Origin of the sequence: Flavobacterium psychroterrae (genome assembly GCF_018380615.1) — a bacterium.
Classification (GTDB): Bacteria; Bacteroidota; Bacteroidia; order Flavobacteriales; family Flavobacteriaceae; genus Flavobacterium; species Flavobacterium psychroterrae.
Map to the genome: position 1 here is coordinate 1 of NZ_JAGYVZ010000033.1, position 22,791 is coordinate 22,791.

13 protein-coding genes are annotated in these 22,791 nt (G+C 35.5%); 12 read left to right on the forward strand and 1 reads right to left on the reverse strand.

What is annotated here, in order from left to right; all coding sequences use genetic code 11:
* The first annotated feature begins 700 nt into the window (after positions 1-700).
* The 10 genes from KHA90_RS22370 (at position 701) to ctlX (ending at position 13,632) form a co-directional block, all read left to right on the forward strand.
* A complete protein-coding gene (locus tag KHA90_RS22370) occupies positions 701-1,621 on the forward strand; it encodes an IS3 family transposase (protein ID WP_213306992.1) in 921 nt (306 codons plus the stop codon).
* 24 nt (positions 1,622-1,645) lie between these two features.
* Positions 1,646-2,179, forward strand: coding sequence for a GEVED domain-containing protein (locus KHA90_RS22375; RefSeq protein ID WP_213306921.1), 534 nt, complete (start codon positions 1,646-1,648; stop codon positions 2,177-2,179).
* A gap of 624 nt (positions 2,180-2,803) precedes the next feature.
* The gene (locus tag KHA90_RS22380) at positions 2,804-5,803 is read left to right on the forward strand and encodes a SusC/RagA family TonB-linked outer membrane protein (RefSeq protein WP_213306923.1); all 3,000 of its coding nucleotides are present in this window, start codon (positions 2,804-2,806) and stop codon (positions 5,801-5,803) included.
* Positions 5,804-5,814: 11 nt separating this feature from the next.
* Positions 5,815-7,164 (forward strand): RagB/SusD family nutrient uptake outer membrane protein, encoded by a 1,350-nt coding sequence (locus KHA90_RS22385; RefSeq protein ID WP_213306926.1) that lies wholly within the window; start codon positions 5,815-5,817, stop codon positions 7,162-7,164.
* A gap of 95 nt (positions 7,165-7,259) precedes the next feature.
* Positions 7,260-8,213, forward strand: a complete 954-nt coding sequence (locus KHA90_RS22390) for an isoaspartyl peptidase/L-asparaginase family protein (RefSeq protein ID WP_213306929.1) — start codon at positions 7,260-7,262, stop codon at positions 8,211-8,213.
* Positions 8,214-8,222: 9 nt separating this feature from the next.
* Positions 8,223-9,116 carry a cyanophycinase gene (locus KHA90_RS22395; protein ID WP_213306932.1) on the forward strand — a complete coding sequence of 298 codons (894 nt, stop codon included), beginning with the start codon at positions 8,223-8,225 and terminating at the stop codon, positions 9,114-9,116.
* Positions 9,117-9,120: 4 nt separating this feature from the next.
* A complete protein-coding gene (locus KHA90_RS22400) occupies positions 9,121-10,509 on the forward strand; it encodes a YfcC family protein (protein ID WP_213306935.1) in 1,389 nt (462 codons plus the stop codon).
* 12 nt (positions 10,510-10,521) lie between these two features.
* Complete coding sequence (locus KHA90_RS22405) at positions 10,522-11,571, forward strand: cyanophycinase (protein WP_213306938.1); 1,050 nt, start codon at positions 10,522-10,524, stop codon at positions 11,569-11,571.
* 93 nt (positions 11,572-11,664) lie between these two features.
* Positions 11,665-12,579 carry a dimethylarginine dimethylaminohydrolase family protein gene (locus tag KHA90_RS22410; RefSeq protein WP_213306995.1) on the forward strand — a complete coding sequence of 305 codons (915 nt, stop codon included), beginning with the start codon at positions 11,665-11,667 and terminating at the stop codon, positions 12,577-12,579.
* Positions 12,580-12,651: 72 nt separating this feature from the next.
* On the forward strand, positions 12,652-13,632 hold the full coding sequence (gene ctlX, locus KHA90_RS22415) for a citrulline utilization hydrolase CtlX (protein WP_213306940.1): 981 nt from the start codon (positions 12,652-12,654) through the stop codon (positions 13,630-13,632).
* Positions 13,633-14,084: 452 nt separating this feature from the next.
* Here the strand turns inward: ctlX and KHA90_RS22420 are convergent, their stop codons facing one another.
* Complete coding sequence (locus tag KHA90_RS22420; RefSeq protein ID WP_213306943.1) at positions 14,085-14,861, reverse strand: helix-turn-helix domain-containing protein; 777 nt, start codon at positions 14,859-14,861, stop codon at positions 14,085-14,087.
* 932 nt (positions 14,862-15,793) lie between these two features.
* On the opposite strand from KHA90_RS22420, the gene KHA90_RS22425 reads away from it, so the two are divergent.
* Both KHA90_RS22425 and KHA90_RS22430 read left to right on the forward strand, forming a co-directional pair.
* A complete protein-coding gene (locus KHA90_RS22425; RefSeq protein ID WP_213306946.1) occupies positions 15,794-21,793 on the forward strand; it encodes a fibronectin type III domain-containing protein in 6,000 nt (1,999 codons plus the stop codon).
* Between the two features lie 64 nt (positions 21,794-21,857).
* The gene (locus tag KHA90_RS22430; protein WP_213306949.1) at positions 21,858-22,787 is read left to right on the forward strand and encodes a PorP/SprF family type IX secretion system membrane protein; all 930 of its coding nucleotides are present in this window, start codon (positions 21,858-21,860) and stop codon (positions 22,785-22,787) included.
* Positions 22,788-22,791: the final 4 nt, after the last annotated feature.

Sequence of the window (22,791 nt, forward strand, 5' to 3'; positions counted from 1 at the left end):
CAAAATGTTCTACTAAAAAATCAGGAAGCATAAATTTTAAAAGATCTATAGGAGTCATATCAAATTCTTAGATTGCAAATTTCTGATTTTATTTTGACATTCCTCCCCAGGTTTTGTTCTTGATCCGTTTTTGCACCTGATCCGTTTTCGTGTTGATCCCTGCTCTTTGATAAAACATGTGCTTTTTGAAAAGTGTGCCAAAACAAAAAAGCCTTTAAACACTAGTGTTTAAAGGCTTTTGACTTTTAAAGTTTCTTCTGAAACTTCTACTGGCGGAGAAAGAGGGATTCGAACAAAACTGTCACATCCCGCTCTTATACTGCATTTTAATATTTTTTTTTGTACTGCGCCACGATTCTGCCATTAGGATTTTCGTTATTTTTATAAATATTGAAACTTCCATACCTATTCAAATCTTACTTAAATTATATTATAATTCATTATTGTCTCAAGTGTAAAAATACAAAATTTTTACAAATTAGTTCGAGGAAATAAATTTGAAATTATTTCAATGTCTAAAAGAAAAATTGCCTTAAGTTTTTGTAGCGAAAAGGTATCAAGTCCATATTTATAAATGGAGATCCTCTGAAAAAATATTTACTAATCCAAAACCAATTATTTCTAAAAAGACAGAAACAGATTCTTTAGAAGTCAAACAACTACGAAAAGCTCTTAAGGAAAAAGAATTAGAACTTGAGATATTAAAAAAGGCCGTTCACATCTTTTCCAAGAGCGATGGGAAATCTACCAATTCATAGTGAGCTATAAACATTTATATCCTATTGAAAAGATGTGCAGCGTTTTAAAAGTAAGCCGAAGCAGTTATTATAGATGGTTTAGCGGCGGGCCTTCTGCTAGATCTAAAGAAAATAGTCTATTTGCAGATTTAATAAAAGAAGTTTTTGATCTAAGCAGTCAAACTTATGGAAGTCCCAGAATAGCCGAACAGCTAAAAAGGAAAGGATATAAAATATCCAAAAGGAAAGTTGCTAAATTGATGCTTCTTAATGGCTGGAGAAGTAAACTTAAAAAACGCTTTAAAGTGACCACGGATTCTAATCATCGATATCCGGTGTGCAGTAATCATCTCAACAGAAATTTCACACCAAAATCACTCAATGAGGTTTGGGTGTCTGACATAACCTATATAAGAACAGCTGCCGGCTGGTTATATCTTACCACGATTATTGATTTATATGACAGGCAGGTTATAGGATGGTCATTAAGCACACGAATGTATACCGATCAAACGATTATTCCAGCTTGGAAGATGGCAGTATCAAAAAGAGAAATAACAGAATCTTTACTTTTTCATTCAGATAGAGGAATACAATATGCTTCGATAGAATTCAGAAAATTGATTAATAAAAATACTCTAATCACTCAAAGTATGAGTAGAAAAGCTAATTGTTGGGATAATGCTGTGGCTGAAAGTTTTTTCAAGACCCTTAAAGCAGAACTTATCTATCAGCACAAATTCACAACCATTGAAGAAGCTAAATTAGCAGTATTTGAATATATAGAAGTATGGTATAATAGAAAACGCCTGCATTCTTCTTTGGGATATAAAACACCTAAAGAAATGGAACTAGAATTTTATAAAATTAAAAGTGTAGCATAGGTCTTAAAAAAATTGTCCGACTTTTTGTTGCAAGTCCAATTTATAGATTTAAATAATAACGGTGTATTTACGGATTCGGGAGAAGAGGTATATTCTATTTTTAGCAGTTCAACTTTGACACCTCAGATTACTATACCCGCATCAGCCTTTACTGGAAATATAAGAATGCGAATCATAGTAAGTTACAACTCAATTACATCTTCTTGCGGCACGTATACTTATGGCGAAACAGAAGATTATACACTGAATGTGTCTGGAGGAACTGCGAAATTTAAACAAAGCAACATTACAGAAGAGATAAATACTTCAATGGTAATTTACCCAAATCCTGCCGTGGATATCCTTAAAATTGATTTTGCATTAGCAGAAAAAGAAGATATTCAAGTTGCTATTTATGATTTTAATGCTTCGCTTCTAAAAACAATCGATGCAAAGGGGAACGTGGGACAAAATAGTGTAGATGTGAACGTTTCAGATTTTAATTCGGGTCAATACTTTCTTATAATCAGAAGGGGTGAAGAAGTCGTAAAACGTTCTAAATTTATAATATCAAATTAATTTTTTTTTTTACGTATTTGCAGGTATAAGCAATTAATGTATTTCCTATTTCTTTACTAGAAATAGTTATTTTGATATTGGGAAGCTATTTTTCAGGCTTCCCAATATTAGATTTTTAGAAAATTGTTTTGTTTTATTTGAATGAATTCTTAAAATTATAAAGAAAAATCATTGTAAAAACTAAAAGTGTACATAAAGTTTAATTAAAAGAGTGGTTTTTATTTTTTAGTTCATTTTTTTTTCTACTTTTAACATCAAATAAAATCAGTTTCTTTTGATTCCAGGAAAAGCAAATACAATCACAAAAACAAAATCTCTGACTTTAAGAGGTCTTCAGCCTATCTTTAATTGCTGAATTAAATTGATATTTATACACCATTCTCAAGTGTATATATCATTATTGTATTTTTTTATCTTCTCAACCAAACCAAACCAAATGAATTTCACCAATTTATCAAACCGATGTATTGATTGCAAATCACTTTATCTAAAAGGTTTGCAGCCAATATTTAATTGTTAAAAGTTTCCCTTCTCAGTTTACAGATTTTTATACCAAAACGCTTCATTTTCATGAATAGTTACGGTATTTCTATTGTCAATTTTATTAAATTTTAAACCAGGAAAATGAAACTAAACAATAAAATAAAACTAATTGTTGTGTTGTTATCATGTATTTCAACATACGCTCAAAAAACTATAAAAGGAACGGTTATAGACAAACAATCCAATATACCAATGGTAGGTGTCAATGTTATTGCTCCTAATTCAAAAGCAAGTACAGTTACAGATTTTGACGGAAAATTTCAACTTCAGATCGCTGAAAATAACACCTCAATAGAACTATCTTATATAGGGTATCAAACTCAAAAAGTAACTCTAGATGGAAAAGACAGTTACACTATTTTCATGACATCCGGCCAAGGTCAAAGCCTGGATGAAGTGGTGATTATTGGTTATGGAACGCAATCTAAAAAGGATGTAAGTTCGAGTATACAATCTATAAAAACCAAAGATTTGCCTCAGGGAACCTCTTCAAGTTTTGAAAACAGTCTGCAGGGGCAAACTCCAGGAGTTAATATTAGTTCATCATCTGCTACGCCAGGAAGTGCTGTAAGTGTTAATATTCGTGGTGTTTCTTCTATTTCAGCCAGTAGTCAGCCTCTATATATAGTAGATGGAATTCCAATAGTATCTCGGAATAATTCAGCGCTGAATGCCAATATACAGCCTGTTAATCCCTTAGCGGATTTAAGTCCTAATGATATCGAATCTTTTACAATTTTAAAGGATGCTGCCGCTGCCGCTATATATGGATCAAGAGGGGCTAATGGCGTAATCTTGATTACCACAAAAAGAGGTAAAACGGGTGCAAGTACGGTTGATGTTAATTATTACACTTCTTTTGCTCAAATTTCGAACTATCCAAAAATGGTTGATAGTGAAAAGTTTAAAAGTTTTTTTAACACTGCTGCTGAATTTGACGGACTAGGTTCAGATTATTTTGATTGGATTGATACTTCAAAAGGAATCAATACCAATATTTATGATGAAATTTTCAGAGTCGGTATAACACAAAATTTAGACCTTAGCGTTAAGGGAGGAAGTGAAAAAACAAGTTATTATTTAAGCGGGAATTATTATAACCAGGAAGGAATCCAATTAGGTCAAGGCTTTAAGAGATTAAGTGCCCGTATGAATCTTGATCATACTATTAATGAAAAATTTAAAATAGGAAACACCTTTTTTGTAACACGAAGTGATCATCAGCGAACAATTGGAGAAAACGATGAATATGGCGTTGTCATTAATGCACAAGGATGGGATCCTACCCAGCCAATTTATGATGATAAGGGGAATTATACCAACCCATTTAAATACAATACTTGGTGGCCGCTTGAGAATCCTGTTCAGATTGCCAAAGAATATAAAAATACCTCTCAATCTACACGTATGCAGGGTTCAGCATATGTTGAATGGAAAATTATTCCGGATTTAAAATTTAAGTCTGCTTTTTCATTGGAATATTCCAACTTAGTTGAGGATTCTTACGTTCCCTCAGGCACAAATAAATCTAAAACTGGCGAAGGTATTTTTGCAACGTATCAAGAAACCAACTGGCTTTTGGAAAATACTTTAAATTACAATAAACAATTTGGCGAAAAGCATAATTTCGGCGCCATTTTAGGTTGGACAATACAAGAAAATGAAACTCGTTTTTCAGACCAGTCTGGTGTAGGATACGCTACCAACACAACCTCTAGTATTTCGGCAGCAAGTACCATAATTGCGAGTACTTCGGGCAGAAATCAATTCGGTTTGCAGTCTTTTTTCGGGAGAGCAAATTATGTTTATGATGAAAAATACATAGCATCATTTACGGTGAGAGCTGATGGTTCTTCCCGTTTTGGAGAGAACAATCAATACGGTTATTTTCCTTCAGGATCATTGGCATGGAGAATCAATAAAGAGAAATTCTTTAAAATTGAAAGCATTTCCGATTTTAAAATCAGGGCCAGTTACGGACTTACAGGAAATCAGGAAATTGGTTCAAACTGGAGAGGAACTTATACTTTGAATGCTAATTATAACGGAGTTCCCGGAATAGCGCCTAATCGATTAGAAAATCCGGACTTAGGTTGGGAAAAAACAAAACAGCTCGATATTGGTTTAGATTTAGGACTTTTTAAAAACCGAATCAATTTGACGGCAGATTATTTCAACAAACAAACAGATGATCTTTTATTGCAGGCTAAAGTTTCGGGGCTTACAGGTTTTAATTCCGTTTATCAAAATGTTGGAGCTATAGAAAATAAAGGATTCGAATTTGGAATTAATGCTGCTGTCTTTGATGGAAATTTTAAATGGAATACAGGAGTAAATTTAACATTGCTTGATAACAAGATCAAAAGATTAATCAATGATGGAGAAGAAGTAGGGAGAAATCATATTCTTAAAGAAGGACAAGAGGTGAGTACTTTGTATTTAATTAAATTTTTGGGCGTGGATCCACAAACAGGAGATGCAAAATTTGATGACGTGAATAAGGATGGGATTATTGATTTTTCTGACAGACAGATTGTTGGCGGTGCATTGCCAACCTATTTTGGTGGGTGGAGCAATAATTTTACATACAAAGGATTTACCTTAACGGCAAACTTCGTATTCTCTGGAGGAAATAAAATATTCAACCAAAGCCGCCATGTTTATGATAATTATGGTTATACAAAAAGCGGGATTCCTTATTCTAATATAAGCGAGAGAGTATATGATAATTATTGGAAAACGCCAGGCCAAATTACTGACGTACCAAGACCTTCTACAAAGGACGGGCAAATGCAGCGTTTTAGCACGCAGTTTTTGGAAGACGGGGATTACATTAGATTGAAAACTTTAAGTCTTGCTTATAAACTGCCTTCTAATGTCATTCGTAAAATAGGTTTGACTAACCTTTCTCTTTACATACAAGCCCAAAATATATTCACTATAACAGATTATTTAGGTTTTGACCCCGAGGTTTCGACAAATACCGCAAGTCAGCAAGATTTAAATAGCATGCAAGGGGAAGATTTTGGAACTTTAGGCCAGGCGCGCACCGTTACCTTAGGATTAAGTACAACATTTTAAAATTTAAAATTATGAAAATTCAAAAGATATATTTATTCTTGTCTATGTTGCTTGCCTTTACAGTTTTAGGATGTGACGATGTATTAGACACTAAACTAGATGATGAAATTCCGGCGGCAACGGCAATAACGGATAATATTTCATTAAAGGCCGCTGCTGTCGGACTATATGATGTGATGCAAAGTGGCACTTACTACGGTGGTGAGTTCATATTGGCTCAGGAATTAACAGGCGGCAATGCTAATGCGACAGGCTTTCAGGAACGTTTTAGGCAGTTGGACAATGCTATTGTTCCGCCATCTAATGCTTATATTCAAAGCAATTGGGTAAATGTCTATTCGCTTGTTAATGCCAGTAATTTAATTTTGCTAAAAATGGAGGAACTTCAGCTTCAAGATGATAATTCCGAAGGAACTGCGCTTTTTTGTCGAGCATTGGGGCATTTTGATGCTTTGCGTCAATTTGGACAGTTTACGGATCCGAACTCAAAATATGGTATCCCGGTTTCAACTAAATATTTAGATGCAAAATCGGCTACTGAAGTTTCCAGGTCCACTGTTGCTGAATCTTATCAGCAGATTATTTCAGATTTAAAGGGAGCAATCGCAATTTTAAAATATGACACTACTAGATTTTTCATTACAAAAGCGGCAGCAGAAGCTTTGCTTGCAAGGGTTTATTTATATCAGGGCGATTATGATAACGCTATAGTATATGCCAGTAAGGTAATTAGCAATACAACATATAAATTAAATACAAAATTTAATGATATTTATGATGTTGAAGGTTCAGCTGAAGCGATATTGGAATTACAGTTTTTAGGTATTGATGGTAATAGTTTAACGGAGTATTTATCCGTTTCCCCTCCAGAGGTTTCTGCTGACTACACTAGTTTTTTTAAAGCCATGGATGGGGACAACGACCCAAGAAGCTATAAATATTATGATTCAGGAAAAGAAGTTTATTGCGATAAGTATGGAACCCGTGACAGCGAAATAGATGGAAACGCAATTATTATCAAACTTTCAGAAATCTATCTAATTCGTGCAGAGGCATTGGCAAAGAAGAATCCTCAAAATTTAACTTTGGCTTTGGCTGATTTAAATGTGGTGCGTCAAAGAGCTTTACCTGCTAAACCTTATATTTTGTCAGATGTTCCAAATCTAGATGCTTTTATTAATGTTCTGATTGAGGAAAATAAAAGGGAATTAGGCTTTGAAGGACATCAGTGGTTTACCATGGTTCGATTAGGAAAGGCATCCTCAATTTTAAATATTCCTGCTTTTAGAACAACCTATCCGATACCACAAAATGAAATTACGATTGCGCGTGGCAAATTAGAACAAAATCCAGGATATTAAAAATTCCCATATGAAACTGCTAATGCGGAATTCATCATAAAAATCGTATTTCGCTTAGCAGTCTTTTTTAAAATTCGAAAAAAAAGAAAAAAGAAATGACAAACAAAATACCCTTTGCACTTTGTATACATGGAGGTGCGGGTGTAATAACTCCCGAGAATCTATCACAAACAGATAAAAAAAAGATAAAAGAGGACTTAATGCTTGCTCTTACTGCAGGAGAAGCAGTTTTAGCAGAAGGCGGTAATGCCGTTGATGCCGTTACAGCTGCAGTTGTAGTTTTAGAGAACAGTATTCATTTTAATGCCGGAAAGGGAGCCGTTTATTCCCGGAAAGGTAAACATTTGCTGGAAGCATCAATAATGGATGGTGCTACTTTAGAGGCCGGAGCAGTAGCGAACAGTATGAAAATTAAAAACCCTGTTGTATTTGCCAAAAGTTTATTAGAAAATAAAGACCTTATAATGATATCGGGTGAAGCTGCTGATAATTTGGCACAGCAAACTAATCATGAACTAGTGGAAAACGATTACTTTGACACTGATTTTAGAAAAGAACAATTTCTGGAGGCGAAAAAAATTTCTGAAACAGCAAGTTTTCTTGATCATACCAATTTAAAGATGGGAACTGTTGGCGCTGTTGCTATTGACAGAAAAGGCAATATAGCGGCTGCTACTTCAACTGGAGGTATGACCAATAAATTGGATGGACGTATTGGTGATTCTGCAATTATTGGAGCTGGTACTTATGCCAATAATAAGACTTGTGGCGTATCCTGTACAGGTGTTGGAGAATATTTTATCAGAGCCACAGTCGCTTCAATGGTTTCAAATTTAATGGAATTTGGGAACATGTCTCTCGAGCAGGCAACTGAAACAACGATAAAAGGCCATTTGACACAGCTAGGAGGAGAAGGAGGACTTATAGCAATTGATAAGGATGGAAATATTAATTTTTCTTATAACTCTGAGGGAATGTACCGGGGTTATGTTAGTGAGAAAAATAGTGAGAAGAAAGTTTTTATTTGGGATCTGGAAGAAAAAAATTAATATCAAAGAATGAAAATTTTCAAACAATTAACAATTGTAATTCTACTAATAAGTTTATCGTGCAAATCAAAACAAAATATTTCGGTCAAGAAGGATAATTTACCAGAAGGCAAAATTGTAAAAAATACAGCCAAAGGAAAGTTATTTGTAATTGGAGGCGGTAAAATATCAAAATCACTGATTGAGGAATTAATAAGCACTAGTAATTTAAGAGATGACGATTTTATTGTGATACTTCCAATGGCAAGTGAGGAGCCAGACTCTGCGGCGTACTATGCTAAAAAAGGTTTTGTTGAGGCAGGAATCAATCCTGATAAAATAAAAGCATTCAATTTAAAAAAAGAGCAGCAAAGTATTTATCAGATTGATTCTATAAAAAGAGCATCTTTAGTTTACATTACTGGCGGTGACCAAAATTTATTTATGTCCCAAATTCTTCATACACCAGCATACGATGCCATCCACACCGCATACCAAAATGGTGCGACAATTGCCGGAACTAGTGCTGGTGCTGCTGTAATGAGCCGGGAAATGATAACAGGTATTGAGTATAAACATTCTCAGTACAGCGGTAACTTTCGAACTATTGAATCAGAAAATTTTGAGATTAAAGAAGGACTTGGACTGCTGCCTTCTGCAATAATAGATCAACACTTTATTTACAGGATGAGAATGAATAGACTACTTGCAGTTGTCTTAGAGCATCCTGATAAAAAAGCAATCGGTATTAATGAATCAACTGCCATTATTGTTCATGGTAACTCGGCAGTAGTTGCTGGAGAATCGCAAGTTATCATTTTAAAAAACCCGAATAAAAATAGTATTAAAACAAAAAATGGCCTTTTGGGCGGTGAAAATATTCTTATAGACATTCTTCTGCCTGGAGAAAAATTTAAACTTTAAAAAAATGAAACTATTACAAAAATTTCCAGATACAATCACTATTATTTTAGTGATAACTATTCTTTTTATTGGTTTAACCTGGGTTATTCCTGCAGGAGAGTTTGACAGGTCACAGGTAAACAATACTGAGAAAATTATTGCAGGTTCGTACAAACATGTTGCGGCATCTCCTCAGGGAATTAAAGCTTTCTTAGAAGCTCCGATTAAAGGTTTTATTTCGGCATCGCAAATTATTGCTTTTGTCTTTCTGGTGGGAGGTGCTTTTTCGATTATAAACTTGACAGGTGCCATAAATGCTGGACTTTTTAACGTAATTGCGTTTAGTCAAAAAAAGCCAAAACATAAAATTTTCATTATTCCTTTTTTAATTATATTATTTTCTTTTGCCGGCGCTACTTTTGGAATGAGCGAAGAGATTTTAATCTTTATTTTAATTACGGTACCCATGGCAAAAGCGATGGGTTATGATGCAATTGTTGGTGCCGCTATTCCAATTGTGGGTACAGGTGTTGGTTTTGGAGGAGCCTTTAGTAATCCATTTACTATTGGTATTGCGCAAGGTATCGCACAAATTCCAATTTTTAGCGGGATGGAATACAGGATTTTTGTATGGTTTGTATTGACAACATGTGCTTGTGCCGTAATTACTCATTATGCAGCAAAAATTGAAAAAAATCCTCAGAAAAGTATATTATTTGGTATTGATGAAGAAAAAGAGAATAGCAATATTGAGGTGTCAGATTTTAAATTAGATGGCGCAAGGAAAATAATTTTATACGCACTTTTTGCTTCAATTATCATATTGATTTATGGGGTCAGTAATTATGATTGGTATATAAACGAAATTGCAGCTTTATTTTTGGCCTTAGCCATTTTTGTTTCCATTATTTATAGAATGTCTATGTCAAAGGCTATTGATGCTTTTATATGCGGTGCTAAAGATATGATGACTGCGGCTTTGGTAATTGGACTGGCCAAAGGACTTTTAATTATTACGCAGGAAGGCAAAATTATTGATACTATACTTAATTCCATTGTATCAATAACGCAGGACACGCCGAAGGCTATATCTGCTGAATGCATCTTTTTTTTTCAATCGTTTTTAAACTTTTTTATTCCTTCAGGATCAGGGCAGGCTTCTCTAACTATGCCCATTATTATCCCAATTTGTGATGCATCAGAAATCAGCAGACAAATGGCTGTACTTACTTTTCAATTGGGTGATGGCTTTACTAATCTTATCATTCCAACAAGCGGCGTTACCATGGGGGCACTTTCTTTGGCTAAGATACCCTATAGTAAGTGGTTTAAATGGATGCTGCCAAGAATGTTGGTGTTTTTAATAGCGTCCATGTTGCTGATTCTTCCGCCTTTATATTTATTTAATTGGTAAAATCATACTAAAATGAAAATACTAGCAATAACTTTTCTGTTGATTTTAAGCGCATGCTCTTCTGAAAACAGTCCGGAAAATTCGGTTCGACAAACACCAGTAGTGAAAAATTACATGTCTTATTTCACAGGAAATAATGTAGATAAAATAACTTTTCCACAAGGCGGAATCTGCTTAATGGGAGGAGCCACTGAAAATGATCAGGCAATGAAATGGTTTTTGCAAAGAGCAGGTGGCGGAGATATTCTGATACTAAGAACTTCTGGATCTGATGGCTATAATTCTTATTTATATACTTCTTTAGGTATTACTGTTAATTCTGTTGAAACGATTGTCTTTAAAAATGCTAAAGCGAACACAGACAAGTATATACTGGATAAAATAAATAATGCAGAGGCTATTTGGTTCGCTGGCGGAGATCAATGGGAATATATTTCGTATTGGAGAAACACTCCAATTTCTGAAGCTATTAATAAAGCTATAAAAAGAAAGGTAGTTGTGGGCGGAACCAGCGCTGGTATGGCTATTCAGGGAGGTTTTTATTTTTCAGCTCAAAACGGAACGATAACTTCCCAAGAAGCACTACTGAATCCTTTTGATAGTAAAATGACAGTATCAAATGATCCTTTTTTAGATAACGCCATATTAAAAGATGTAATTACCGATACGCATTATGATAACCCTGATAGGAAGGGGAGGCAGGTGACTTTTTTAGCCCGAATTATAAATGATTATAAAGTCCAGGCAAAAGGAATTGCTTGTGATGAATATACATCGATATGTATAGACGAAAAAGGAATCGCAAGAGTCTTTGGCAATTATCCTTCAAAGGAAGACGTCGCCTACTTTATAGTGCCGAATTCGGAAATTCCCGATAATAAGCCAGAAATTTTTAAACCAAATAATCCATTGGAGTGGAATCAGGGACAAGCCGCAATTAATGTATATGAAATTAAAGGCACCAGTTCTGGAAGCAATACATTCAATTTGAATAATTGGAAAGATGGAGATGGTGGCGTATGGAAAAAATGGTTTGTGGAAAGTGGCAAGCTGAAAGAGTAAAGATGCAGAAGGAATGTTTTTTAATTAAGTTTTAAAAAGAAAATATCAATAAAATTAAACATGTATTATTATCATCAAGAACACAATAAATTCATGCTGCCATTAAATGTAAAGAACGAGATGTCAAGACTGCGTGCAGTAGTTTTGGGTTCGGCCGTTCATAATGGGCCAACTCCATCAGTAGATGAAGCTTACGATCCTAAATCATTGGAACATATTAAAGCAGGAACATATCCTATAGAAAAAGACATGGTTGCTGAAATGAAGGCTTTTAATGCTGTTTTTAAAAAATATGATGTAAAGGTTTATCGTCCTGAATTGATTGAAAATTACAATCAGATTTTTGCAAGGGATATTGGGTTTGTAATTGATGACATTTTTGTAAAATCGAATATTTTACCAGATAGAGAACGCGAATTGGATGCTATTCAATATATAATCGACCAAATGGATCCTCTAAAAGTAGTTCATCCACCGGAAGAAGTTCATATTGAGGGTGGAGACGTAATGCTCTGGAATGATTATATTTTTATCGGAACTTATAAAGGAAGCGATTATAAAGATTATATCACGGCAAGAACCAATATGCAGGGAGTGAACTATATTAAAGAATTATTTCCAAATAAAATTGTAAAAGAGTTTGATTTGATAAAATCTAAGCTGGAAGCCCGTGATAATGCTTTGCACTTAGATTGCTGTTTTCAGCCAGTTGGTAAAGATAAAGGGATAATTTATAAAAGAGGTTTCCGTGAAGAAGCTGATTATTTGTATTTAGTTAATCTTTTTGGAAAAGAAAATCTATTTCATATTGAGAGAGAAGAAATGTACAATATGTTTTCGAATGTATTTTCGATTGATGAAAATGTTGTGGTTTCTGAGAAAAATTTTACCCGTCTGAACAATTGGCTTCGTGCAAACGGATTTACTGTTGAAGAAATTCCATATGCTGAAATTGCAAAGCAGGAAGGGTTACTAAGATGTTCAACTTTACCATTAATTAGAGATTAGAAAATCCAAGTTTCAGGTTTCAGGTTTGCTATAACTTGAAACCTGAAACCTGAAAAAAAAAACGTTTAGAAAATGAGACAAACTACAAACGCTATTGTAATGATTCGGCCAGTTGCTTTCAGAATGAATGAGCAGACTGCTGTAAATAATTACTATCAAAAAGTATTGGACGGACTTTTGCCAGGCACAGTAAATGCAAAAGCGCAACAAGAGTTTGATGCTTTTGTTGAAAAACTAAGAGTTGTTGGAGTTGATGTTACGGTTATTGATGATACTTTAGAAACGGACACTCCAGATAGTATTTTTCCAAACAACTGGGTTTCTTTTCACGAAAAAGGAGATGTAGCCCTTTATCCAATGTTTGCTGAAAATCGCCGTCGCGAGCGTCGTGAAGATATTTTAGAAACTCTTGAAGAAAAAGGTTTTGAAATTTCTACCATTATGGATTATACATCTGCCGAAGAAGCTGGTTTGTTTTTAGAAGGAACAGGAAGCTTACTTTTAGATCGTGCCAATGCAAAAGCATACTGCGCATTATCCCCACGTGCCGATAAAGAATTATTCATTAAATTTTGTCAGGATTTTGATTATACGCCTGTTATTTTTAAAGCTTTTCAAACTGTTGATGGGGAACGTAAGTTAATTTATCACACTAATGTAATGATGTGTTTAGGGGAAACTTTTGCAGTTATGTGTGCAGATTGTATTGATGATAAAAAAGAGCGTAAAATGGTTTTGGAGAATTTAAAAGCTGATAAAAAGGAAGTTATTTTAATTACAGAAGATCAGGTAAATAATTTTGCGGGAAATATGTTGGAAGTAAGGGGGACAAATGATAAGAAATATATCGTTATGAGCGCATCGGCACATCAGAGTTTGACTTCAATACAAATTGGGCAATTAGAAAATCATGCTGAAATTTTGAGTTCTAGTTTAGATACTATTGAAGCCTGTGGGGGTGGAAGTGCCAGATGTATGATGGTTGAGGTTTTTCTGTCAAGGCCGACTCGTACTTTGCGCCAAAAAATAAAAGTCAACTTCAATAAATACTAAAGATTAATTATTAGAGAAATAGTTCATTCAACTAAACTGAAACTGGACAAATATTGATTATTAATATTTTGTATTGCCTCCTTTTAAAGCGACTTAGCATAATATAATATAATTGTTCACATTTCTGAATATGAACAAAAAGGGATGTTTTATTTTTTTAGTTAGAGTGAAAAATCAATACGTTTGTCAGGAAATTATTCATGACTTGTATATCAAAATTTTAATTGTAGGAGTTAAAATGATTAATATGAAGTTTCATTAATACATTTAGTTCAAAAAAGTTTTGGTTAAATTTTTTTTGCATTAGTAGCAAGGAGTGGTGTCGGGATTTTTCGTTAAGATGGGAACTAATCTCGATACGCTTTTTGTATTAAAAAAAAATGAGCTATATATGTTTATATGTATTTTCTCGATTTTGCTCTATATCTCAGAGCTTGAAAATTAAATCTTCTCTACAATATTGCTTGTTCTATACTTCCTTTTCTTTTAAAATCTTTGGGTGTAAATCCGGTTTCCAATTTAAAAAATGTATTAAAAACAGACTTAGATTTAAATCCTGCCTCCAAAGCGATTGCCTCGATGGTTAGATTTTCATAATTTTCGTCCAGCAGTAGTTTTTTTGCTTCTTCGGCTCTGTATTTATTTATATACTTATTAAAGTTTTGGCCGGAATACTGATTAATGAGATAAGAAACTTTTTTAGGATGTATATCTACAAATTCTGCAAGGTTCATAACCGTTAAATTAGAATTTTTGTAGCATTTGCTTTCCTGTATAAAATCTTCAATCTTTTTAAAGTCAACACCGTCATTCACCGTTGTATCCTTATTGTTTTCGGGAATAATATTTGTTTTTATATAAATTTCAAAATCGGCCGGGATATGATTTTGCTTTATTCCAAAAATTGTTATCCAGTACAGAAATAAAAGAGATATAATACTATCTAATAAAAAAATAATGTCACGCAGTGTATTATCAAGAAATGATGATAAAGTGATCAGTTGAAAAGCATATGTGAGTAATAAAAAGATAGATGTTGAAATCAGCCATTTTAAATTAACTTTTTGAGTATTGGAGAAAAAATCTAAATATTTTTTATTATAATTTATAACTCTGTTCAGAGTGCGGGCTATCACTACAATTGAAAGTGAAGGCAGCAGTATTCCATATACTACGGTGAAGAACATAACATTGTTAATCCTGAATTGAAGTGAAAATTGTTCTGGCATACAGAACATTGTAGTCATAAAAAGGCATTCAATTATTCCCGGAATTAAAAATAACACTATTTTTTTTCTGCTTAATTTTTCCAACAAACTTTCGGCATAGAGATAGTAAACAGGCGCTACAAAAAAATAAAATCCGGTCGGGGTGTAAAAAAATCGGGGGTGCTTATCGATTGATATCTGGGTGGAGATTAAATGGTCAATAACAGGGCTGACAAATGCTATTAGAAAAGAACCAAAAAGTACCGCGGTAGTTTTCATTTTTTTGAAAAAAAGTAAATAAACCAAGGCAAAAAAAGCCTGAGCCAATCCAATATATAGAAATATTATGTTAAAATCCTTAATGTCCATAATGTTTGTTTGGGCAAAAATAGGTATTTAAGTCTTACTAGAAATGTTAAAAAGTTGTTTTTATCAGGGAATTTAGGAACAGAATAGTAATGCGATGATAATACTTACTAAAATCACAAGTGTCAAAAATACCATTTAAAGAATAGTTGTTTCAAACTAGTAATACCTTATAAATTGTGGCTTCTTTTCATTTGTTTTTTGCTTCCCGATAAAATTTTTCTTTGCATTGACCTTTCACTTTTAAAAAGAAGTCTTTGTTATTTGTTCGTATTTCTGAATTAGAACAAAAACACAGCTTATAAAACTTTTTACCGCATGTTTTAACTTTAGTTTTACATTTTGATAACAATTTTAACAAGTTAATATACTTCTGTAGGTTTAGGGGTATAGACATGAAACAGTTTATAAATGATTAAAATTAATAAATACAAAATCATATTTATAGCCATTACCGTGTGCATATTGATATTGAAATTACTGGCCGTGATGATCTTGCTTAACTAAATTAAAGCCTTTTAATTTATGTTCTGTTTGATTCACAGCTCTGGAACAACCAAAAAAACAACCAAAAAAACAACCTATTTATGAAAAAAATTATTCTGACAGCCATTTTAGTATTTTGGTCATCGTATAGTTATTGTAGATTAAATAATGACACTAAAAGTTTTAATCATAAATCTTTTATTTGGACTTCATTATTGCTTCATAAAGCTGCATTAACTACTGTTGACAATTCTAAAATTTGGGAAAAAACTTCAGTTGGCTTATATTCCGGCATGTCTGCCAGAAATAAGGATTATTCATCTGGCAGTGTTCTGAAGAAGAAAAATGTGAATCGGACAGCTGCATGTGATCAGCCAGCCTATTTATATGCCTCAGATATTACTGCAACTGCTGCAAAGCTGCAATGGTATGGTGGCTCTTCCGAGTATATTGTGGAGTACGGGCTAAAAGGATTTACTCCCGGAACAGGTACTATCGTTTCATCGATAAGTACAACGTTTTACGATGTCGAATCACTTAGTCCTTCAACAGAGTATGATTTTTATGTAACAGGAGTGTGCTTTGGTATTAACAGCGACATTTCACTTGTCGGAACTGTAAAGACAAGCGCTATTGGATCATTGTGTAATGAAGCGATACAAGTTGCCGGTCTTCCTTTTTTTACAGCTGATAATACTCTTAATTATGGTAATAATATTTACGACAGCTACCCGGGATGCGGAACTTCGTATGGATTTTTAAGAGGTAATGATGTCGTTTATTCTTTTACAAATTCCACTATCGGCGATAAGTCTTTGTCTGTTACCCTGGATCCGTTACAAACAAAAGGATTAGGAGTTTTTGTTTTTGAGCAGTGCAGTGACATAGCAAACAATTGCAGATTTTCCCAAGCTGATAACACTTCGTCGGTAAGAAATATTCCAGAGGTTATTGTAAATGCTGGAAAAACGATCTACATTGTTATTTCGTCCTCCGGAGCTCCGGAGGATACAAATTTTAATTTTAGTATCCAGGAAATTGCCTGCAAGGCGCCAATTGAATTGAAGGCGTCCGCCATTATGCTAAACACTGCAAAACTGAGCTGGCAGGATACCGCAGGGGCACCTGCCTGGCAGGTCTTTGTACAGACTGCTGGTGGCTCACTTCCAACCACCGATGGAGTAACGACCACTGATTCAAATAATTTTGTTGCCTCACAATTAACAGAAACGGCAGAGCCTCTTCTAGCCGATACAGGGTATCAATACTGGGTGCGATCAGATTGCGGAGACGGGCTTTTTAGTCCTTGGGCTGGCCCGTTGCGATTTAATTTACCATCCTGTTCTTCTGCTTGTCCGTACACTTTCAAACTTACTGATTCGGCTGGTGATGGATGGAACGGAACTACAATGGATGTGGTACAGAATGGCTTTATCGTGGCTACTCTGGGAGGGAACTTTAAGGATGGTACAGAGCAGGTTGAATCTCTTGCGTTATGTGAAGGACCCTTTGAGTTGTTTTGGAACGGAGGATTTTCTGATGATGAGCAGGTAGGGCTTTCTATTTTAAATCCTTTTGGACAAACGATTTATAGTCTGGACCAGACATTGGTCTATCCGGGTATTCAAATATTTGCAGGTACTGCAAATTGTAGTACCCCGGAATGTTTTCCTCCTAAAAATTTGCAAACTAGTGCAGTTTCAACAGATAAAGCTACTTTTTCATGGGAACCAGACGGTCCATTACCGGTTTCATGGGATATTTATATCAGTAAAGTTGGGGCTGCAGCACCAGGGAGCACTACTTTGGCGACAGAGAATACCACTTTATTTCCGTACGTAAATGGTATTGCATTAGAACCTGATACAGATTATAATTTTTATGTTAGAGCTGTTTGCAGTTTTTCAGGAGAAAACAGCTGGTCTAAGCCTGTTGCGTTTAAAACACTTGAAGTATGTGCTAGTCCAACTGATTTACAGCTTTCTGCAAGTACTTTAAATTCTGTGGATTTAACATGGAATGGAACTGCTTCGTCGTATCAATATATTGTGCTGACCGCGGGATCGCCAGAACCAAACGCTATGGATCCTGCCTGGGATCTTAAGCAGACACCAACTAATGGGGTTTCTATTACAGGACTTGCAACAGCTCGTCAGTATGATATTTATGTCAGATCTGTTTGTACTGCGGGAGTTTACAGTAAGGCCAAGAAAATTACTGTCAACACGGCTACTTGTCTGGCTGACAACCGCTGTTCCTATACTTTTACCATGACTACCAATTCTGAAGGAGGATGGGTAAGCCTGGACCAACAAATGGAAATCAGACAAGCAGGTACTGTAGTGGCAACAATAGGTCCTGATTTTGATGGTGGGGGACTTTTTGAAAAATCGGTGCAGGTATCACTTTGCGAAGGGGTTCCATTTGAAATATTCTGGAAAGAAGGTGGGTATTATTTTATGGAGGTTGGTCTGGCTGTAAAAGATGCTAATGGAAAAGGAATTTTTTACCTGCCTGCAACCAATTTGAACAGGCTTAAACCGGGAACTGTAATTTTTACCGATACGCCTGTTTGTAAAGAACAAACCTGTTTTGCGCCTACTACTCTGACTGTCAACAATATTCTTAGCGATTCAGCACAGGTGTCCTGGACAGAAAATAACAGTACGCCATTCACTCCCTGGGACATTTTAATTTTGCCGGCAACAGATCTGCCTCCAACCCAGGATGCTACGGGCTGGACAACCGTTACAACAAATCCTTTTAATTTGTCAGGATTAAATCCCAACACTACTTATGTTGTATATGTAAGAACAAAATGTTCTCCCACTGATCAAAGTTATTGGAGTTCGGGGACTGAATTTCATACTTTACTAGGTTCTGTTGCAGATTATTGTGATTACACATTTGTTTTAAAGACTTCCGTGGCAGGTTCAACATGGCATCCTGATATGTCATTGAGTGTTTTACAAGGGGGAAGAGAGATAAAAAGATTTACCGGTCCACCTACAGCTTATTCTGAATTTCCGGTTAAAGTGCCTTTATTTAATAATGAACCATTTGAATTGTATTGGAATGTAGGGGGAATTTTTGATTATCTGGTTGGTATAGACGTCTTGGATCCTGATGGTCTTTTAGTATATTCAAAAGATTTTGGGGTAGGTGAGCAAGGGACTGTTTTATATTCCGGTATATCCACCTGTACACCAAATCCATGTGGTGCACCTCTTCAATTAACGGCTACCAATCCTTCTACAGATAAAATTACCCTGGGTTGGACTAGTGTTGGCACACCGGATAAATATGAGGTATTAATTTTGCCTGCCAATTCATTATTTCCCGCTACAGATGCAGCAGGAGCAGTTGAATCCACTACAGCAACCTTTATACCGACTGTCTCCTCGGGTCTGGTAAAGCCCGGCGTTTTATATGAGTATTATGTTCGGGCTGTATGTGATGGAGGAGACAGGTTAAGCACCTGGTCAGGTCCTAAGAAATTCAGCCTGTTGCTAGCCAATGATGAATGTACCCAGGGTATTAGTATTCCTGTTAATCCTGGAGCTGATCTTGTAAATACAATAAACTCGACTATAGCTGGTGCAACCCAGTCCTCAAAGGCTTTAATGTGTTCTGGTGACGGAATGGGAAGTGTTGTTCCGGATGATGATGTGTGGTTTGAATTTACCGCTGCCTCAACAAATCACGCCATCGTAATTAAAAACATTAAAGGAATTTTGGATGCTGAGCCTTATTCGATCTTATCGTATCATTTGTTTGCGCCAAATGCATGCGGACTGGATGCAGCCCCGATAATTTGCCAAAGATTTAATGACTTTATTATTGCAAGAGATTTAATTCCTGGCCAAACTTATAAACTCAGAGTATATACTTTTGATGTAACACCCGACAGAGAAACACCCGATCTTACTATTACGTTCGATATTGGTGTCATTACCCTGCCAAATTACCTAAAAATTGATCCAATAGCTAATACAACTGCCCTAGAGGCACAAACATTGACAGAAAATTTAGTAAACAATGTATTGCTAAATGGAACATGTGGAACAGCAACTAATATTACATTCTCGACTGGTTTTCTGCACAATTATGCCGATTATGGTGGTACAGGTAATGGAATAGGAAGTTTTGATAAAAACGGATCTTCTTTTAGTCTGAATAAAGGAATAGTACTGGCGACTGGTACGGCCAAAAGAGGAGAAGGACCATTATCAGGTTTTCAGGGAGACGGAGGAGTGTACTGGCCAGGTTGGTCAGACGCATCCGGCGATAGTGATTTGAATAAGGAATTGGAAGATAATGGCCTGGCTGGGGGATCTGTAAATTCTACTAAATTAGAATTTGATTTTATACCTTCAGGAGATAAGATAGACTTTAATTTCGTTTTTGCCTCACAGGATTATGGAATTTCTGACTGCCGTAAAATATCGGATACCTTTATGGTTTTATTGACCGATGAGGAAACGGGGGTTACGAAAAACATCGCGGTAGTACCGGGAACACAAAAACCAGTTTCTGTTGCGACTGTTAATAATAATGATTTTTATAATGATGCTTTTGTAGACGGAGATCCTAATCATGGGACTGACGATTGCCCTTCGGCCAATGCAGCATACTTTGACAGGTATTTTACACCTTTAGGAGAATTTCTATCTGATGGTGGCAGCACCCTGCCAGGTGAGAATCCTTACCTAAACCCTATTAATTATGAAGGTTATACCAAACCTTTAAAAGCAACATCGAGTGTTGTTGCGGGAAAAAAATATCATTTAAAATTTGCCATCGCAGATCTTACTGATGATTGGGGACATGATGCTGCAGTTTTTATTGGAAGTTTTGATCTGGAGACAATTAATCTGGGAGCTGATTTATTGAAATCAAACGGTCAGGCAGTTTGTTTTGGAAGTACCCTTACACTGGATTCAAAACTTGATCCTGCTAAATTTAATATTGTATGGGAAAAAGACGGAGTAGTACTACCTGGAGAAAATAAAGCTACTCTAATGGTAAGTGCCCCTGGAGAATATAGGGTTTTATCACGATATGCAGATGTTGTCTGTTCGGGACCCACTACCGGATCTGATTCAATTATTGTTGAATATAACAATGAAATTGTTACAGGAGTGCCGGTTGACATTACGTTATGTTCTGTTGAAAGTTCAGCCACTTTTGATTTAACACAAAACTCGGCTATTATTTTAGGAACTCTGGGATCTGATTATTCGGTTTCTTATTTTACTTCCGCAGTAGATGCTGCAGCTAATCTAAATGTTATAGCATCACCTGGAGCATACACCAATACATCGAATCCGCAAGCCATTTTTGCAAGGGTTTCCAATTCTTTAAATAGTTGTTATAAAGTAGTTTCATTTACGATACAGCTCAAGGATTTATATCCTCAATTTACTCTAACGCCTGATTTTAGCTTATGCGAATTTGAAACGGCCAGCTTATCTGTTACGCCATTAAATTTTAATATCCCAGATGTAATGTATGCCTGGACTTTGGACGGTGCCGCATTACCTGATAGTACACCAACAATTGCCATTGTCGAAGGCGGGCGATACGAAGTAACAGTTTCCAATGTGTCTTGTTCCTCTAAAAAGCAGACCGTTGTTACTACCATTTTTGCCACAACGCCAAACTTTTTAGAAATAGGGCCTATATGTAAAGGTTCGGCAGCACCAATATTGGAAACGAGATCTCCAAATGGAATTTCAGGAGTTTGGTCTCCGGCAGTAGTTGATCTTTCTAAAGAGGCAACTTATATGTTTATTCCTAATGCAGATCAATGTGCCAACTCTCAGTCACTTGTAATAAAACCGGTTATCTGCGAGCCTCAGAAAGGTATTTCGCCAAACGGTGACGGATTGAATGATTACTTTGACCTGTCAGATTTCAAAGTTAAGAAACTAACTGTTTTTAACCGATATGGCCTTGTGGTGTTTAGTCTTGATAATTATACTAAACAGTGGTACGGGACAACAAATAGCGGGAAAGAATTGCCAGACGGCACTTATTATTATGTAATCGAGCAACAAAACGACAAACCTTTGACGGGATGGATTTACCTTACCCACTAGAGAATTGTAATTGGAACAGGGCTGTTGAGCGTGCCGGAAACTTAAAAACCAAAAAACTAAAATAATGAAAAAGATATATTTAACGTTAATTACAATCTTACTGGCATTACTTGATGCTCAGGGGCAACAGAATCCGCAGTATACGCAATATATGTACAATTTAAATGTAATTAATCCTGCCTATGCAGGATCTAAGGAAAATTTATCTTTTGCCTTATTGTATAGAAAGCAGTGGGTCGAGATAGAGGATGCCCCAACAACGCTGACTTTTTCAGGTTCAATGCCAGTGGGTAAAAATGTTGGTATAGGTCTTAGCGTAATATCAGATAAAATTGGTCCCGTTGAGGAAAATAATATATATGGAGATTTCTCCTATACTTTAAATCTTGGAGCAGAGCATAAGTTAGCATTCGGTTTAAAAGCCGGTGCAACGTTACTTAAAGTAGGTCTTTTTGATATAAACAATACACTGCCGGATCAGAATGACCCTGCATTTTCTGAGAACGTAAGCAGGGCAGACATGAACCTGGGGGCCGGATTGTTTTATTCAACGCAAAAATATTACGTTTCGTTTTCCATTCCTAATATTTTTACCTCTCCACATTTGGATATTGATAGGAGCGGCGAATCCCTGCAATATGGATCGGAATCCCTACACTATTTTTTGACGGGAGGATATGTATTTGATCTTAATGCGAACTTAAAGTTTAAGCCCACTGTAATGTTTAAATCAGCTTTCAGTGCGCCGGTCTCTGTTGATCTTACAGCCAATTTTTTAATTAATGAAAAAGTAGAGGCTGGTGCTGCTTACCGCCTAGATGATAGCTTTAGTCTCATGATGAACTTTGCTGTATCGCCTAATTTTAAAATAGGATATGCTTACGACCATATTATTTCAGATCTGAATGTCACAACACCTTCTTCTCATGAGATCGTATTGTTATTTGATTTGAATTACCCGAAAAAGATTTCTCAATCACCAAGATTTTTCTAACCCA

Coding starts and splice junctions, on each gene's coding strand:
- KHA90_RS22380 (WP_213306923.1), top strand. CDS start 2,804: ATGAAACTAAACAATAAAATAAAACTAATTGTTGTGTTGTTATCATGT.
- KHA90_RS22385 (WP_213306926.1), top strand. CDS start 5,815: ATGAAAATTCAAAAGATATATTTATTCTTGTCTATGTTGCTTGCCTTT.
- KHA90_RS22390 (WP_213306929.1), top strand. CDS start 7,260: ATGACAAACAAAATACCCTTTGCACTTTGTATACATGGAGGTGCGGGT.
- KHA90_RS22395 (WP_213306932.1), top strand. CDS start 8,223: ATGAAAATTTTCAAACAATTAACAATTGTAATTCTACTAATAAGTTTA.
- KHA90_RS22400 (WP_213306935.1), top strand. CDS start 9,121: ATGAAACTATTACAAAAATTTCCAGATACAATCACTATTATTTTAGTG.
- KHA90_RS22405 (WP_213306938.1), top strand. CDS start 10,522: ATGAAAATACTAGCAATAACTTTTCTGTTGATTTTAAGCGCATGCTCT.
- KHA90_RS22410 (WP_213306995.1), top strand. CDS start 11,665: ATGCTGCCATTAAATGTAAAGAACGAGATGTCAAGACTGCGTGCAGTA.
- ctlX (WP_213306940.1), top strand. CDS start 12,652: ATGAGACAAACTACAAACGCTATTGTAATGATTCGGCCAGTTGCTTTC.
- KHA90_RS22420 (WP_213306943.1), bottom strand. CDS start 14,861: ATGCCAGAACAATTTTCACTTCAATTCAGGATTAACAATGTTATGTTC.
- KHA90_RS22425 (WP_213306946.1), top strand. CDS start 15,794: ATGAAAAAAATTATTCTGACAGCCATTTTAGTATTTTGGTCATCGTAT.
- KHA90_RS22430 (WP_213306949.1), top strand. CDS start 21,858: ATGAAAAAGATATATTTAACGTTAATTACAATCTTACTGGCATTACTT.